This window comes from Paraburkholderia sp. PGU19 (assembly GCF_013426915.1).
Lineage (GTDB): Bacteria > Pseudomonadota > Gammaproteobacteria > Burkholderiales > Burkholderiaceae > Paraburkholderia.
The window spans coordinates 938,002-953,941 of the sequence record NZ_AP023179.1; the positions used below are offsets into that span (position 1 = coordinate 938,002).

At 63.6% G+C, this 15,940-nt stretch carries 12 protein-coding genes; 4 read left to right on the top strand and 8 right to left on the bottom strand.

All coding sequences use genetic code 11. The annotated features are described in order from the left end of the window. Nucleotides 1–15: 15 nt before the first annotated feature. Together H1204_RS04290 and H1204_RS04295 are read left to right on the top strand one after the other, a co-directional pair. The gene (locus H1204_RS04290; protein WP_180729995.1) at nucleotides 16–444 is read left to right on the top strand and encodes a hypothetical protein; all 429 of its coding nucleotides are present in this window, start codon (nucleotides 16–18) and stop codon (nucleotides 442–444) included. Between the two features lie 26 nt (nucleotides 445–470). Then, nucleotides 471–902 (top strand): excinuclease ABC subunit A, encoded by a 432-nt coding sequence (locus tag H1204_RS04295; protein WP_180729997.1) that lies wholly within the window; start codon nucleotides 471–473, stop codon nucleotides 900–902. A 57-nt stretch (nucleotides 903–959) separates the two neighbouring features. Here the strand turns inward: H1204_RS04295 and H1204_RS04300 are convergent, their stop codons facing one another. After that, a complete protein-coding gene (locus tag H1204_RS04300; protein ID WP_243468552.1) occupies nucleotides 960–1,760 on the bottom strand; it encodes a class I SAM-dependent methyltransferase in 801 nt (266 codons plus the stop codon). A gap of 121 nt (nucleotides 1,761–1,881) precedes the next feature. Here H1204_RS04300 and H1204_RS04305 point away from each other — a divergent pair, with 121 nt between their 5' ends. Then, the gene (locus tag H1204_RS04305; protein ID WP_180729998.1) at nucleotides 1,882–3,123 is read left to right on the top strand and encodes an NAD(P)/FAD-dependent oxidoreductase; all 1,242 of its coding nucleotides are present in this window, start codon (nucleotides 1,882–1,884) and stop codon (nucleotides 3,121–3,123) included. A 259-nt stretch (nucleotides 3,124–3,382) separates the two neighbouring features. On the opposite strand, the gene guaD is transcribed toward H1204_RS04305, so the two are convergent. The 5 genes from guaD to xdhA form a co-directional block, all read right to left on the bottom strand. After that, complete coding sequence (gene guaD, locus H1204_RS04310) at nucleotides 3,383–4,720, bottom strand: guanine deaminase (RefSeq protein ID WP_180730000.1); 1,338 nt, start codon at nucleotides 4,718–4,720, stop codon at nucleotides 3,383–3,385. A 37-nt stretch (nucleotides 4,721–4,757) separates the two neighbouring features. Further along, a complete protein-coding gene (locus H1204_RS04315; RefSeq protein WP_180730002.1) occupies nucleotides 4,758–5,798 on the bottom strand; it encodes an adenosine deaminase in 1,041 nt (346 codons plus the stop codon). Between the two features lie 91 nt (nucleotides 5,799–5,889). Then, nucleotides 5,890–6,900, bottom strand: a complete 1,011-nt coding sequence (gene xdhC / locus H1204_RS04320; protein WP_180730003.1) for a xanthine dehydrogenase accessory protein XdhC — start codon at nucleotides 6,898–6,900, stop codon at nucleotides 5,890–5,892. Between the two features lie 87 nt (nucleotides 6,901–6,987). Then, nucleotides 6,988–9,417 carry a xanthine dehydrogenase molybdopterin binding subunit gene (xdhB, locus tag H1204_RS04325; RefSeq protein WP_180730004.1) on the bottom strand — a complete coding sequence of 810 codons (2,430 nt, stop codon included), beginning with the start codon at nucleotides 9,415–9,417 and terminating at the stop codon, nucleotides 6,988–6,990. Next, the gene (gene xdhA / locus H1204_RS04330) at nucleotides 9,414–10,961 is read right to left on the bottom strand and encodes a xanthine dehydrogenase small subunit (RefSeq protein ID WP_180730005.1); all 1,548 of its coding nucleotides are present in this window, start codon (nucleotides 10,959–10,961) and stop codon (nucleotides 9,414–9,416) included. The genes xdhB and xdhA overlap by 4 nt, the downstream gene beginning before the upstream one ends. Nucleotides 10,962–11,632: 671 nt before the next feature. Here xdhA and H1204_RS04335 point away from each other — a divergent pair. After that, nucleotides 11,633–13,051 carry an IS66 family transposase gene (locus tag H1204_RS04335; protein WP_180730006.1) on the top strand — a complete coding sequence of 473 codons (1,419 nt, stop codon included), beginning with the start codon at nucleotides 11,633–11,635 and terminating at the stop codon, nucleotides 13,049–13,051. A 708-nt stretch (nucleotides 13,052–13,759) separates the two neighbouring features. Here H1204_RS04335 and H1204_RS04340 read toward each other — a convergent pair. Together H1204_RS04340 and H1204_RS04345 are read right to left on the bottom strand one after the other, a co-directional pair. After that, complete coding sequence (locus H1204_RS04340; RefSeq protein WP_180730007.1) at nucleotides 13,760–14,266, bottom strand: disulfide bond formation protein B; 507 nt, start codon at nucleotides 14,264–14,266, stop codon at nucleotides 13,760–13,762. 97 nt (nucleotides 14,267–14,363) lie between these two features. Next, a complete protein-coding gene (locus H1204_RS04345) occupies nucleotides 14,364–15,764 on the bottom strand; it encodes an amidase (protein WP_180730008.1) in 1,401 nt (466 codons plus the stop codon). Nucleotides 15,765–15,940 lie beyond the last annotated feature (176 nt).

Sequence of the window (15,940 nt, forward strand, 5' to 3'; positions counted from 1 at the left end):
AGGGAAGTCGAAACAATGAAAACGAAAATCGCATTGGGGTTGGTGGCTGCCGTCGTGCTGACGCAGGCCGGATGCACGACCAAAATCAAATCGCTGCCGATGCCGGCTGCCGTCCAGACGCAGAACGGACAAGACGTCGCGCTTTACTTCGGCAACCAGACGCATGCGCCCGTCAAGCAGTCGTTCGGTAACAAGGAATTTGCCGTACGCGTGCTGCGCAAGGTGGAAAACAGCCCGGAGGCCAATTGCAGCATTGCGCTGGAAAAGGCGGTGCAGGAACTGCGCGACTATGCGCGCGCGCAGCACGCGAACGCCGTCGTCGACGTCAGGACGCGCTTCCAGCATAACGAATCGGCCTCTTCGACCGAGTTCACCTGCGGCGCGAGCCTGAATGGATCGACGCTCGCGGTGCGCGGCGATGTCGTGATGCTCGAAACGCAATAACAATTCCAACCACGAGGGTCATAACCATGAAGCGTCACCTGATCTGTGCAGCTGTCGTCGCCTGCCTCGCCTCGCACGCCTTCGCGCGCGACAGCGTCGAGAGCTATCCCGTTGCCGCCGCGCTCGCGAGCGAGCCTGGCAAAGTCGGCGACGATATCCCGCTGTATTTCGCGGGGCAGAAGCATGCGGCCGTCGTGAAGAGCTACGGCGAGTTCGCAACGAACAAGAAGACCAACGCGTTCGGCAAGAGCGACGAGACGGCGTGCCAGCACGTGTTCCTGTCGGCCGTGATCGAGTTGCAGGATCGTGCGCGCAAGGAAGGCGGCAACGCCGTCATCAACATCAAGAGCAACTACAAGAACGAAGTGCGCGAGAGCGCAACGGAGTTCACCTGCGGTGCGGGCGCGGTGATTGCTGGTGTCGCGTTGAAGGGTGATGTGGTGACGCTGAAGAAGTAACGGTTTAATGCCTGGGGCGGCTGCAGCGCCGAACTGCGATGCAGCCGCCTGATGCCATCAATCCGTTTTGATGGCTGCGACGTTGACGAGCGTTTCACGCCGCTTGCCGGGTTTCGGCGTGTAGATATGCAGACGTTCGAGCAGGCCGAAGTCCTTGGCGCGGCTCCACCACAAATACGGCAGCGAGACGTTGTGCGCGCCGAATGTGAAGCCGCCGCGACGGATCATGTCGAGATAGCCGTCCGCGCTTTTTTGCACATGCATCGGATGACGGAACAGCAGGCGGATCACCCACGACTTGATGTAGGCATCCGTCGATTCGGCGAACAGCAGCACGCCGCCCGGCTTCAGCACACGGCGGAACTCGGCGAGCGCGCGTTCCTGCTCGACGAGATGGTGAAAGGTTTGATGGCAGAACACGATGTCGGCGCTCGCATCGGGCAGCGGCAGGTTTGCGCAGTCACCGTGCAGTACGTCGATTCCGGTTTCGCGGGTGTCGGCGTGCTGGCGGCAAACTTGCGCGGACTGTTTGGCCAGTGCGAGCGACGGCTCGTGAAAATCGATACCGATGATGTGTTGCGGTTTGAACGCCTGCGCGAGCAGCCGGAACGAAATGCCCTGTCCGCAGCCGACGTCGACGATGACGGGTGCAGCGGGCAGCGGCGTATCGATCAGGCGCTTGAGGTCGTTGATTGCGACGCGCAGCACATGGTGTTCCCACGTGTGGGTGCGCAGGAACCAGACGCCGAACGCTGTTTCCGGTACGAAGGGTACGTCGTCCGGCTCGCACTGCGGCAAGCCGTACGGCGAGCCATACGGTACGCGGTCCGTCACGTTGGATGATTCGGTGGACTGCACGTTATTCCCCGGTCGGTGATGGTCTTTAGGTTGTTTTTGATCTGGGTGATTGTGCGACATTGTAATCGCTGGTAAGGGTGGAAAGCGTTGCGTGCGCAATACGTTATGTGAAGGAAGATCAATGAATATGGATTCGTCGATGAGTGCGTCGGTAGACGTGGCCATCATCGGAGCGGGACCGTCGGGTGCTGTTGCGGCGGCGCTGTTGCGCAAGGCAGGGCATTCCGTGCTCGTGCTCGAGCGCCAGCATTTTCCGCGCTTCTCGATTGGCGAGAGCCTGTTGCCGCAGAGCATGGCTTACCTCGAAGAGGCGGGCATGCTGCAGGCCGTCGTTGAAGCGGGCTTTCAGTACAAGAACGGTGCGCACTTCGTGTATCGCAACCAGTCGTGCGCTTTCGACTTTCGCGACAAGCATTCGGAAGGCTGGGGCACGACCTATCAGGTCGAGCGCGCGACGTTCGACGATCTACTGATCCGCTGCGCGGCGCAGCAGGGCGCCGACGTGCGCTTTGGCCACACGGTGAACGCGATGAAGACGGGCGATGCGCCCGTGCTGGATGTATCGGACGAAGTGGGCAACGCGTATCAGGTGCACGCGCGTTTCGTGCTCGACGCGAGCGGTTTTGGGCGCGTGCTGCCGCGGTTACTGAACCTCGAAGCGCCGACGCGCATGCCGACGCGTGCGGCCATCTTCACGCACGTGCGCGACGGCATTCCTGTCGACGCGCACGATCGCAACAAGATCACGGTTGCTGTGCATCCTGAGCATCGGGATGTGTGGTACTGGATGATTCCGTTGGCGAACGGGCGCTCGTCGGTGGGATGCGTCGCAGAGGCGGCGTTTCTCGATTTGCCGGAGGCCGAACGTGACGCGAAGCTGCGCGCGCTGATCCAGAGCGAGCCTACGCTGAACCGTTTGATCGGCAATGCGCCGTTCCTGATGCCTGTACGGCATATAGGCGGGTATTCGGCGAATGTTGAACGGCTGCATGGGCCGGGGTTTGCATTGCTCGGGAATGCGGGTGAGTTTCTTGATCCCGTGTTTTCGTCGGGCGTGACGATTGCTTTGCGCTCTGCGCATCTTGCTGTTGCAACGCTTGAGCGTCAGTTTGCGGGCGAAAGCGTTGACTGGCAGTCTGCTTATGATGTTCCGCTGCGCAAGGGGATCGATACGTTTCGTGCGTTCGTTGAACGCTGGTATACCGGCGAGTTGCAGGACATCATCTTTTATCCCGAGCAGACGCCTGGGATTCGGCGCATGATCAGCGCCGTGCTGGCCGGCTATGCGTGGGATGAGACGAATCCTTTTGTTGCGGATGCCGGGCGCAGGTTGAATGCGCTTTATGAAGTGTGCAAGGGATAGGGTTTGGATTTGGTTTTGTCTGCGACGCTGGGCTGGTTTGTTTGGCTTTGAGCTGGCATCCGCGCTTTGCCTTCATGCTTCACGCGTCGCCGTTTGGTTTGCTTGTGTATGCGCTGGCATCCGCGATTCGTTAGCGTGCTTCAGGTGCCGCCCCGCACAGGGGCGACGCTTGAAGCGCGAAAGCAAAACGCGGATGCCAGCGCAAACCGGCGCAAAGCCCGCGCAACCCAAACCCAACCGCGTCGCAGACGAAAAAAAATCAAGCAGCGATCAGCGCACTCCCGGCAACACTTTGCCGAACATCATCACGCCGATGCACGCGCTGCCCAGCAGCATAAGTCTCAAACACAGCGCGATCATCCCCAAGCAGCGCAAACGCGAACAACAGCTCCTCGAGCGTCTCGGTGCGCTCAGTCCGCCGTGCCAACAACGGCGTAGCCTTAGGATCAAGCACCACAAAATCCGCCTCAGCCCGAGGCCTTAACGTCCCAACCCGATCGGCAAGATCAAGCGCCTCGGCCGCGCCAGCAGTCGCCAGCCAGAACATCCGCGTAGCGGTCAAATGATGCCCTCCCAGCCGCGCAACCTTATGCGCTTCATTCATGGTCTGCAGCATGGAGAACGACGTACCGCCGCCAACGTCAGTAGCCAGCGCAACAGGCATCCCCGATTCCCCAGCCTTGTCGAAATCAAAAAGACCACTGCCAAGAAACAGATTCGAAGTCGGGCAATGCGCAGCAACGGCGCGCGTTTCAGCCATGCGTCGACGATCTTCAGCATCGAGATGAATACAGTGCCCATACACGGCACGCGGCCGCAAAAGCCCATAGTGATCGTAGATGTCGAGATAACTGCGATGACCAGGAAAAAGACCCGCGACCCACTTCACTTCATCATGATTCTCGGCGACATGGCTCTGAATGAACACATCAGGATGCAGCTTCGCCAGCGCGCCCGTCGCTTCGAGTTGCGCCTCCGTCGAAGTCGGCGCAAAACGCGGCGTCAGCGCGTACATCTGACGTCCTTTGTTGTGCCAGCGCGCAATCAGCTCGGCGCTGTCGTCATAGCCCGATTGCGCGGTATCGCGCAGGAACTCGGGGCAGTTGCGGTCCATCAGCACCTTGCCGCCGATCATCCGCACATTGCGCCGCTGCGCTTCGGTAAACAAGGCATCCGCCGACTGCTTGTGCACCGTGCAGTAAACGAGTGCCGTCGTCGTGCCGCACGCAAGCAGCTCGTCGATGAAAAAGCGCGCCGTGTCCTGCGCAACACCAGCGTCGCTGAAGCCGCGCTCGGTCGGGAACGTGTACGTGTCGAGCCACGGCAACAGTCCCGGCGCGGGCGACGCGATCATGTCCGTCTGCGGATAATGAATGTGCGTATCGATGAAACCGGGGACGATCAGCTTGTCGCGCATCTCGACCACCTGCGTGGCGGGCGCGAGCTGCGCAGCGACGGACGCATACGCACCCGCCGCGACGACATGTCCGTCTTCGACGATCAGAAGGCCGTCTTCGTTGAAGACTGCAGCGTTGGACGATTGCGCAGGATCGCCGTTGAACGTCAGCAGTTGCGCGCGATAAGCTGTTTGAGTCATGGTGAAACCGTCTCCGAACTATAAGATCAAGCGGGGATCAAGCGGATGCGCGCCAGTGCGCATCGAGTTTGGCGATCATCGCGTCGCGCTCCGCAGGCGTCACGAACGACGCTTCGAAGCTGTTGCGGATGATCGTGTACACCTCGTCGTCGTCGAGCTTGAGGGCGTCGATCGTCGCAAGGTAGTTTTCGTTGACGTAGCCGCCGAAGTAGGCGGGATCGTCGGAATTCACGGTGACGGCGACGCCCTTGTCGAGCAGCGCCTTCAACGTATGTTTGGTCAGATCGTCGAACACGCACAGCTTCAGGTTCGACAGCGGACACACCGTCAGCGCGACGCGCGTATCGGCCAGCCGCGTGACGAGCGCCGGGTCTTCGATGCTGCGCACGCCATGATCGACACGGTCCACTTTCAGCAGATCGAGCGCTTCGTAGATGTACGACGGCGGGCCTTCTTCGCCGGCGTGCGCGACCAGCTTCAGGCCCTTGTCGCGAGCCTTGGCGAATACGCGCTCGAACTTCGACGGCGGATGGCCGCGCTCGGACGAATCGAGACCGACGCCGATCAGCCGATGTTTGTATTGATCGAAAAGCGGCAGCGCTTCGTCGAAAGTTGAGAGCGCGTCTTCTTCGGACAGATGCCGCAAAAAGCACAGAATCAGCTTGCTCGTGAGGCCGCGCGTTTCCGCTTCGGCCAGTGCGCGCTCGATGCCCGCGACCACGGTCGCAATCGGCACGCCGCGTTCGGTATGCGTCTGCGGATCGAAGAAGATTTCCGTATGCACGACGTTGTCCGCGAGCGCGCGCTCGACGTAGGCCATCGTCATGTCGTAGAAGTCCTCTTCCTTCAGCAGCACGCTCGCGCCCGCATAGTAGATGTCGAGGAACGACTGCAGATCGGTGAATGCGTACGCGGCACGCAGCGCGTCGATCGAGTCGTACGCGAGCTTCACGCCGTTGCGTTCGGCAAGCTTGAAGATCAGCTCAGGTTCGAGCGAGCCTTCGATATGAATATGCAGCTCGGCCTTCGGTGCGCCGTTCGTCTTGTGAGCTAGCGGGGAAAATGTGGTTGTCGTCATGGTCGGTCAATGATTCGGGTTATCGGTTGATTTATTCAACGCCCGATGGCTAGTCGGACGTCCCCCAATGCGTTCGATGCATGTTCGATGTTCAGGCCGTTTGCGCCGCATGTGCCGCGTTGGCCTCGACGGCCTGCAGCAGTTGCGCCGCCGCCGAAATCGCAATGATTTCCGGCGACTTGTCGACGATGCCGTCCACGCCGAGCGGACATTTCATCCGCGCAATCACGGCAGGATCGAAACCGCGCGCCGCAAGCCGGTGCTCGAACTGCTTGCGCTTCGTATGCGAGCCGATCATGCCGAAGAACGCGAAGTCGCCGCGCCGCAGGATGCGCTCGGCGAGATCGAGATCGAGCGCGTGGTTGTGCGTCATCACGATGAAGTACGTGTGCGGCATGGCCTTGTCGATTGCTTCGTCGGGCGCGTCGTTCGCTTCGATCGTCACGTTCGTCGCGCCCAGTGTGTCGGGTGGCGGGAACTGCGCGTCGCGTTCGTCGACCCAGTGCACATGGCAGGGCAGCGTCGCGAGCACACGCACGAGCGCGGCGCCCACGTGCCCTGCGCCGAACAGCACGACGGGGAAGTCGCGCGGCGCGATGGTCTCGGTGAGCAGCGCGCTGCTGTCGTCGAAACCCGCGCCGTCCCACAGCAGACAGTCGGCGCTTTCGACGCCCGGTTCCGGATCGGACAGCATCACCGCATCGGGTGCGGGCCCGAATGATACGCTACGCACCATCGAATGGCCCGCCGCCACGCGCTTGGCCAGCGACGTCACCCAACCCAGGTCGCCGATATCGAGCCGCTCGAACGCGAGCACGACAGCGCCGCCGCAGCATTGGCCGAGGCTCGGTCCGAGCGCGAACCGTTCAAGCCGCCGCATGTTCGGCGCGCGCATGCCGTCGCGTAAGACGCGGCGCGCGCTTTCGATCGCTTTCCATTCGAGATGCCCGCCGCCGATCGTATGGCGCGCGGAATCGCGCGTGACAATCATCTTCGTGCCGGCATCGCGTGGCGCCGACCCTTCGGCGCGGGCGACAGTCACGAGCACGACGGCGTCGCCGTGCGCGAGCAGTTGCTGCAGATCGGTGAGCCAGGCATGCATCCGGCGGTTCTCCATACGAAGCTGCGCGGGTTGGCCGCGCAGCCGGTTGATCTTCTGTGCGTTGCGGTCGTGTCGCGCGGCACGTCGTTATGCGGTCGTGCCCGCGCCCGCAGGTTCCTGCGAAGTTGGACTGGCCGTTGCGGCGATCGTTGCAACAGGCGCGCTTGCGTTCAGCGCGTCGATCGCATCGAGTATCGCTTCGGGTGTCGCGGGCGCGCGCAGCGGTGGCGCGTGTGGTGCATCGGGCGCGGTGGCCGCGACGGCATCGCGGATCGCGAGGAACACCGAGAACGGCAGCAAAAGCGGCGGCTCACCGACGGCCTTCGAGCGGAACACGGTCGGCTCCGCATTCGGGTTGTGGTACAGCTTCACGTTGAACGCGGCGGGCGTATCGCTGACGGCGGGGATCTTGTACGTCGACGGCGCGTGCGTCATCAACCGGCCGTCGCGGTTCCACCAGAGTTCTTCCGTCGTGAGCCAGCCCATGCCCTGGATGAACGCGCCTTCCACCTGGCCGAGATCGATGGCGGGATTGATCGACTGGCCGGCGTCGTGCAGCGCGTCGGCGCGCACGAGTTTCCATTCGCCCGTCAACGTATCGATCACGACTTCGGATACGGCCGCGCCATACGCGAAGTAGTAGAACGGATGGCCCGTCAGCGTCTTTGCGTCCCAATGCACTTTCGGCGTCGCATAGAAGCCGTCGGACCACAACTGGATGCGCGCGAGATACGCCGCGCCGACCAGTTGCGCAAACGGCATCGCAGCGCCGTTCGCGTGTACTTCGCCGTTTTCGAAGGTCACGTCTTTCGCTTCGCCGCCGAGTTCTTTTGCGGCCAGCACCGCGAGGCGTTCACGGATGGCGTGCGCGGCCGCTTCGGCGGCCTTGCCGTTCAGGTCGCTGCCCGTCGATGCCGCCGTCGCCGATGTGTTCGCCACTTTTGATGTATCCGTGGCCGTCACGCGCACGCGGGAGAGCGGCAGGCCGAATGCGTTCGCGACCACCTGCGCGACTTTCGTATTCAGCCCCTGGCCCATCTCGGTGCCACCGTGATTCACGAGCGCTGAGCCGTCCTTGTAGACATGCACGAGCGCGCCCGCCTGATTCAGGAACGGCACGTTGAACGAGATGCCGAACTTCACAGGCGTATACGCGATGCCGCGCTTGAGCACGGGGCTCGACGCGTTGAACGCGGCAATCGCTGCGCGCCGCGCCGTGTAGTCGCTCGATTCGATCAGTTCATCCGTCAGCGGCGCAATCACGTTGTCTTCGACGGTCTGGCCGTACGGCGTGACGTTGCGATCTTCGATGCCATAGAAGTTCGCGCGGCGCACGTCGAGTGGATCGCGCTTCAACTCGCGCGCGATGCCGTCCATCATCACTTCCATCACGAGCGCACCCTGCGGGCCGCCGAAGCCGCGAAACGCGGTGTTCGACTGCGTGTTCGTTTTGCAAGGCAGCGCGACGATATCGACGTCCGACAGGTAATACGCGTTGTCGAAGTGGCACACGGCGCGCGTCGCGACGGCGCCCGACAGATCCGCCGAAAACCCCGCCCGCAACGCGATCTCGACGCGCGCGCCGAGAATGCGGCCGTCGTCGTCGAAGCCGGCTTCGTATTCGTAGATCGCGTCGTGACGCTTGCCCGTAATCATGAAGTCGTCGTCGCGATCGGCGCGCAGCTTCACGGGGCGACGCAACCGGTGCGCGGCCAGCGCAGCCGCGCACGCAAACAGCGCCGACTGCGATTCCTTGCCGCCGAAGCCGCCGCCCATGCGCCGGCATTCGCACATCACGCTATGCGTCGGCCAGCCGAACATATGCGCGACGACGTGCTGCATCTCGCTCGGATGCTGCGTCGAGCTATAGACGAGCATGCCGTCCATTTCCTTTGGCACGGCATACGCGACCTGGCCTTCCAGATAGAACTGCTCCTGGCCGCCGACTTCGAACGTGCCTGTCATCCGATGCGGCGCTTGCGCGATCTTCTCCGCGGGCGCGCCGCGCTTCAGATGCAGCGGCGGCAGCACGTACTGCTTCTTCGCTTTCGCTTCGGCGGCAGTGAGCACGGCTTCGAGCGGCTCGTAGCGCACGACGTCGTCGCTCTTCGCGAGCGACGCCGCGCGTCGCGCGAGCTCATGGCTTTGCGCAACGACGATGAAGACGGGCTGGCCGAGATACAGCACTTCGCCGTCGGCGAGAATCGGGTCGTCGTGCAGCACGGGGCCGCAGTTGTTTTCACCGGGGATGTCGTCGACGGTCAGCACGGTGACGACACCGGGCGCCGCGCGCACGGCATCGAGATCGAGCGACACGATGCGCGCATGCGCATGCCGCGACAAACCGAGCGCCGCGTGCAGCGTCTGCGCAAGCTCGGGGATGTCGTCGGTGTAGGTGGCTTCGCCACTCACGTGCAACGTCGCCGATTCGTGCGGCAGCGGCACGCCGATGGCGGCTTGCGCATCGTGTGCGGCAAGCGATGCGTGATGAACGAAGGCTTCCGTCTGCTTGTTCATGGCCTCTGCTCCTGCGCGCTCGCGGTTTGCATCGCGGCTGCATCGAATGCGAACGCGTTGACGTCGCACAGCGCGAGCGGATTAGAGTCGCGTGTTTCCAGATGGAAGCGCCACAGCAGATTGCGCGCGACTTTCAGTCGATAGGCGCTCGTTGCGCGCATATCGGTGAGCGGCTGATAGTCGGCGGCAAGCGCGTTCATCGCGCGCTGGGTGGTGGCGGCGTCCCAAGGCGCGCCTTTGAGCGCGGCTTCGGCGTGCTGCGCGCGCTTCGGCGTCGCGGCTACGCCGCCGAACGCAATGCGCGCATCGACGATCACGCCATCCGCGATGCGCAGCGCAAACGCGCCGCATACGGCCGAGATGTCCTGGTCGTAGCGCTTCGCGACCTTGTACGTGCGAAAGCGCAGATCCGGCGCGGGACGCGGCACGCGGATCGCCGCGACGAACTCGCCGGGTTCGAGCGCCGTCTTCTGGTAGCCGACGTAGAACGCGTCGAGCGGCAGCGTGCGCGTCCTGCGCTCGCGCTGCAGCACGACGAGCGCGTTCAGCGCGATCAGCGCCGGCATCGAATCGCCGATGGGCGAACCGTTCGCGACGTTGCCGCCGAGCGTGCCCGCATTGCGGATCGGGAGCGACGCGAAGCGCGTCCACAATTCGGCGAGTTCCGGATAGTCGGCGGTGAGCGCGGCATACGCATCTTCCAGCGATACAGCCGCGCCGATCGTCAGCGTCTGCGCATCGCGTTCAATCGTCTTCAGTTCGGTGACGTTGCCGATATACAGGATGTCGCCGAGATCGCGGAACTGTTTCGTGACCCACAGGCCGACGTCGGTGCTGCCTGCCAGCAGTCGCGCATGCGGATGCTGCGCGCGCAGCGCGGCGAATGCGTCGAGCGTGACGGGGGCGAAGAAAGCTGGCGTGCCGTAGTCGGTGCCGCGCGTGTCGGGCGCGCGGTATTCGAAGGTGCCGTTGCGCTGGATCGATTGCAGCGCCTTGACGACGGCGGCGCGGTCCAGCGCGACGCGCGGATACTGCTGCTCGTCGAACATTCTCTGCGACGCTTCGACGATCGGCCGATAGCCGGTGCAGCGGCACAGATTGCCGGAGAGGGCGGTGTTGATTTCGTCGCGTGTCGGCAGGCCGGCGCCGGCGGGCTGGTTCTCGTACAGCGCCCACATCGACATCGCGAAGCCCGGCGTGCAGAACCCGCATTGCGAGCCGTGGCAGTCGACCAGCGCTTCCTGGACCGGGTGCAGCGCGCCGCTCGCGGTGCGCAGGTCTTCGACCGTGAAGAGCGCCTTGCCGTCGAGGGTCGGCAGGAACTGGATGCACGCGTTGACGGCTTTGAGCATCAGTTGCCCGAGCGAGTCCAGTTCGCCGACGACGACCGTGCAAGCGCCGCAATCGCCTTCCGCGCAACCTTCCTTGGTGCCCGTGCAGTGCAGGTCTTCACGCAGGTGCTGGAGCACGGTGCGCGAGGCGGGCGCGCCGCTGATCTCGCGGACGGTCCCCTGGTGATAGAAGCGGATGGTTTGCGTTGTCACGGCGAATCCTGAAGACATTGCGGACCGGGCGCGCGTTACGCTTGGGGTCGCGCCGTAGCCGGCCTCGCGCACGTAGATCGCCATCCATGCTCGAACATAACACCACTTTGTCCCAAAAATATTTCCCTGCGCGAATGGGGGTTATTCGGCGGCGGTCATGAGGGGGCGGGCTTGGTGCGCTTCGAGCGCGCGAAGTCCGCGCGGGGCCTTGTGGGGCGGGGCTTTGCTGTGCACTGGTGTGTGCGCCTGGCAGGCGGGGTGTGGCGGTATGCATACAGCGTCGAGCGTCGACGGTAGCCGGCCGGGATCTGGTTTTTGCAGCGCGAGATGCTGGGGGGATTTTTGGGTTTACGGTGGGGCGGGGGATGGTTTGGGTTTTTGATGGCATCCCGCGTTGTGTTTTTGGTGCTTATGGGTTGCGCCTGTGCGTTTGCTTTTGCGATGGCATCCGCGATTTGCTTTCGCCGTTCACGCGTTGCTCTTGTGCGGGGCGGCACCTGCTTTTTGGTTGTCTGCGACGCTGGGTGGCTTGCTTGTTTTGCCGTTGGCATCCGCATTTTGTTAGCGTGCTTCAAGCGTCGCCCCCGTGCGGGGCGGCACCTACTTTTCTTTGCCGCCGCGTAACTATTCAGCGCTTGTAAACTGCTACCAGGCTGTGCATAGTGAGGGACATGACGAAGATGCCCGACCTCAAGGACCTGACACCGGAGCAGAAGGACGCACTCATCGTTGATCTGGTGAGGCGTCTGAACGAGCTCGAGGCAAAGCTTGAGAAGGACAGTCGTAACTCCAGCAAGCCGCCGTCAAGCGATGGTCCAAGGCGCAAGCCGAAGTCATTGCGCGGCACGAGCGGGGCCAGGCCTGGCGCGCAACCGGGGCACAAGGGCAAGACGCTCAAACGCGTCGCGCAACCCGATCACATCGAGATTCACCCGGTGGCGCTGGTGTGCGATGCATGTGGCCAACGCATCGCAGCAGCCCGCGTGGCCGTGTTGCCCGAAGGCCGTCAGGTGATCGATTTGCCACCCACGCGCTTTGAGGTGACCGAGCATCGCGTGCAGATCGCGCAGTGCCGCTGCGGCAAGCATCACTCGGGCGCATTTCCCAAGGGCGTGAGCCAGGCGGTTCAGTACGGCCCCCAGATTCGCGCCGCAGCCGTCTATCTGACGCAATACCAGCAGTTGCCGGTTGCGCGCACCGCCCAGGCGCTGAAGGACCTGTTTGGTCTGCATGTGGTTACGGGAACCGTCCAGCACAGCATTGATCAGGCCGCGCAGTTACTGGTGCCAGCCGTTGAGCAGATCCGGCAGGCGCTACGCGGGCAACCCGTGGTGCATTTCGATGAGAGCTGCATGCGCGTGGGGCGCGAGTCCCGCTGGCTGCATGTCGCCTCGACGCACGCGTTGAGCTGGTATGGCGCGCACCGCAAGCGCGGCAGCGAGGCGCTGGACAGCTTCGGCATTCTTCCCGGCTTTAGGGGAGTCGCGGTCCATGACGGCTGGCGGCCGTATGCCGGCTATGAGTGTGAGCATGCGCTGTGCAATGCTCATCATCTGCGCGAACTGGTGTTTGTCCTGGAGTCCACGCAGCAACGCTGGGCCCAGCAGATGATTGACCTGCTTTGTCAGGCAAAGCGCGAGGTCGACCTCAGTCAGGCTGCAGGAAACACCGCGCTGAGTCAGGCGCGCCAACGCTATTACACACGGCGCAGCCGCGCCCTGATCGCCCAGGCACGCAAGCTCAATCCGCAGCAGGCACGTGAGTCCGGGCGCCGGGAACGCCGCGGCAGGATCAGGCAAAGCTTTACCTGCAACCTGCTCACACGGCTTCACAAGTATGCCGATGAGGTGTGGCGTTTCATTGCCGATCACCGCGTACCGTTCGACAACAACCAGGCCGAACGCGATATCCGCATGCCCAAACTCAAACAGAAGATCTCCGGGTGCTTCCGCTCGGAATCGGGTATGGAGGCGTTCTGCACGATCCGCTCCTACCTTGCCACCTTACGCAAGCAGAGCCGTTCGCTGATCGACGCGCTCGCCCTGGCCTTTACAGGAGTCGTCGTTTCGCCTCTGGTTACCGCTGAATAGTTACGCCGCCGCAAAGAAAAGTAGGCAAAAGAAAGCGGCTCACACCGCCAACATTTCTTCCTGCCTGAGGGCCCCCAACCGGTCTTACGCTTCACACGGCAATCACGTGACCCATGTCCGTTGCCAGCGCTCTTGCGTTGCGCCTCACCCGCTTCACGCACCCGCGCTGCACCATGCCGCGCCAGACATTCCTCCGCCGCCCAGGTGGCAAACTGTATGTAGGCCGTGGTGCCTCGCACGCCTCACTCCGGACCGATAGCGCACGCGTTCCACCCTGTAAGAGCGCCGAGCTATACGCCGCGACAACCTACACACAGTTTGCCACCTGGGCGGCGCAAACCATTCGCTGCCGCTAGCCCGTGTACGGGTGCTTGAAGTGGGTGAGGTGCCCATTCACCGCGTTAGCAACACGCGCCAACAGAGCCGTTGCCGTGTGAGGCGTAGGACCGGTTGGGGGCCCTCAGGCAAACACAAGAGTTAGCGGTGTGAGCCGCTTTCTTTTGCCTACTTTTCTTTGCGGCGGCAAAGAAAAGTAGGTGCCGCCCCGCACAGGGGCGACGCGTGAAGCACGCTAACGAATCGCGGATGCCAGCGCAGAAAAGGCAAGCCGCAAATGCGGGCAAAAAGGCAAGCCGCAGGCCAACACACCAACAGAACCGTTGACCATTCAAACCCGCGGTCCGCAGAAAACCCTCAATAAACCCTTTCTTACCGCGCGCGGCGATTCCGCCACAGACTAAACGCCAGCGCGACAAACGCAACAACGAACCCAATCAGCGACCAGCCTGGCAGAGAAATGCCAAAAATCGGCGGATACGGCGTTTCGCACAGACCTGCGACCTTGAACACACCCGGCAGCCAGTGAGCGGGAGGCAGACCGTCGACGATCGGCTGCAACGCGTCGAACCCACAACTGAAGTTCGGATGCGACTGCACATACACGTGCCGGGCGGCCGTCAGAATTCCGCCGAGCGCCGACAAAACCGCGAGCACTTCGAGCAGCCTGACGCCCGTCCAGCCGCGGAATCGCGCGCCGAGAAACGCGAAGATCGCGATCAGCAGATAGAAATAGCGCTGGATGATGCACAACGGGCAAGGATCTTCGTGCTCGACGAACTGCAGGTACAGCGCGCCCCCCACAAGCGCGAGACAGACGAGACCGAGTAGTACGAGCAGACTGCGCTCGCGGCGCAATGTAACGTTGTCGATGATCATGATCCTGCTAGCGGTGGAAGTTCGGTAAAAGGTGCGGCGATTCTAGCCGAAGCACGCGGCGCATGCCGGTGCCTCCGCAAGCACGACTCCGGGCGTGTCAGCGAATCGTATTCAGTACCGCTTCGACGGCCCGTCCTATTCCCAGCAGCGAGTCGTCCGCGTGCGGCGCGGCGGCCAGCATCAGCCCGACAGGCGCGCCGCCGCGCGGATGACAGGGCAGCGAGATCGCGCACGCGTCGAGGAAATTGAACGCGCTCGGGTTGCGCAGCACGAGGCCATTGGCGCGGAAGAACGCCTCGTCGTCATCGACCAGACCGGCTACACGCGGCGGCACGATCGGCACCGTCGGCGCGACGACGGCGTCGAAGCGCTGCCACATCGTGCGCGCCTCGGCCAGCACGGCGGCGCGTTCGGCGAGCAGGTCGAGATAGTCGGCGGCTGTCGCCGGCTGGCCCTTCAGGATGCGCGTGAGCACGCGCGGATCGTACGCGTCGCGCTGGGCTTCGAGCAGCGGCCGGTGCCACGCGTAGGCTTCGATCGGGGAAAAGCCAAAGCGGTTGATCGTGGCGAGCCGGTCGAGCGGCGCGAACCGCACGTCGCTGACGATCGCGCCCGCCGCCTCCAGATGCTTGAGCGCGGCGTCGTAGGCCTGTGCGACTTCTGGCTCGATATCGTCCGTGACATAGTGATTCAGCACGCCCAGCCGTACGCCTTCGAGCGGACGGGCGGCGGGAACGACGGGCTCCAGCCCGGCGAGAATCCGGTCGACCAGCGCGCAGCACGCGACCGTCGCGCCGATCGGGCCGAAGGCGTCGAGCGTCGGCGAGAGCGGCACGCCGCCTTGCTTCGGCACGCGGTCGGCGGTCGGCTTGAAGCCTGTCAGGCCGCATAGCGCGGCGGGAATGCGCAGCGAGCCGCCCGTGTCGCTGCCGAGCGCGACGGCCGCCATGCCGTCCGCCACCGACGCCGCTGCGCCCGACGACGATCCGCCCGACACCCGCTCGTCGCCCTTCACGCCGCGCCGGTAAGGCGACAGCGGGTGGCCGTAGTGCGGGTTGAGGCCGAGGCCGGAGAACGCGAACTCGCTCATGTTCGTGCGTCCGACGATCACCGCGCCCGCGCGCTTGAGCCGCGCGACGGCGGGGGCGTCGGACGTGGCGGGCGCGGCGCCCGCGAGCACTTTCGAGCCGGCGCGCGTCACCTGGCCTTCGATGTCGAACAGGTCCTTCACCGACACGGGAATGCCCGCGAGCGGCGATAGCACGGTGCCCGCTGCGCGCAGGCGGTCGTGCGCATCGGCCGTGGCGCGGGCGTTGTCGGCGTCGACCTGCATGAAGACGGCCGCGCCCTGGCCGGTGGGATCGGCGATGCGTTCCAGCGCCGCTTCGACGAGCGCGCGGCTGGTGGTGCGGCCAGCAGCGAGATCGGCGGCGAGCTGGGCGAGCGGCGGGAAGGGCGTTGAATCGGGTGACGCGGCGGGTGACGTGGCGGTGGTCATGGCGTGAGATCGAAGGTCGGCAGTCGAGAACCGTATTGTGACGCGTCAGGCGCAATCGGCGCGAATGCATCGAGACCGCGCGACGCCGCGCGAGTTTCGCCGAAAGCCTGTGTTTGTATCCTTTCTTCGTGCTGCGCTAAATCGTTTTTAACCGTTCGTGCGTTACCATCGCGTTC

What these genes read in the sequence shown, in the direction of transcription:
- H1204_RS04305 (WP_180729998.1), top strand. Translation starts at nt 1,882, where the DNA reads ATGAATATGGATTCGTCGATGAGTGCGTCGGTAGACGTGGCCATCATC.
- xdhC (WP_180730003.1), bottom strand. Translation starts at nt 6,900, where the DNA reads ATGCATGCCTGGCTCACCGATCTGCAGCAACTGCTCGCGCACGGCGAC.
- guaD (WP_180730000.1), bottom strand. Translation starts at nt 4,720, where the DNA reads ATGACTCAAACAGCTTATCGCGCGCAACTGCTGACGTTCAACGGCGAT.
- H1204_RS04290 (WP_180729995.1), top strand. Translation starts at nt 16, where the DNA reads ATGAAAACGAAAATCGCATTGGGGTTGGTGGCTGCCGTCGTGCTGACG.
- H1204_RS04315 (WP_180730002.1), bottom strand. Translation starts at nt 5,798, where the DNA reads ATGACGACAACCACATTTTCCCCGCTAGCTCACAAGACGAACGGCGCA.
- xdhB (WP_180730004.1), bottom strand. Translation starts at nt 9,417, where the DNA reads ATGAACAAGCAGACGGAAGCCTTCGTTCATCACGCATCGCTTGCCGCA.
- H1204_RS04340 (WP_180730007.1), bottom strand. Translation starts at nt 14,266, where the DNA reads ATGATCATCGACAACGTTACATTGCGCCGCGAGCGCAGTCTGCTCGTA.
- H1204_RS04345 (WP_180730008.1), bottom strand. Translation starts at nt 15,764, where the DNA reads ATGACCACCGCCACGTCACCCGCCGCGTCACCCGATTCAACGCCCTTC.
- H1204_RS04335 (WP_180730006.1), top strand. Translation starts at nt 11,633, where the DNA reads ATGACGAAGATGCCCGACCTCAAGGACCTGACACCGGAGCAGAAGGAC.
- H1204_RS04295 (WP_180729997.1), top strand. Translation starts at nt 471, where the DNA reads ATGAAGCGTCACCTGATCTGTGCAGCTGTCGTCGCCTGCCTCGCCTCG.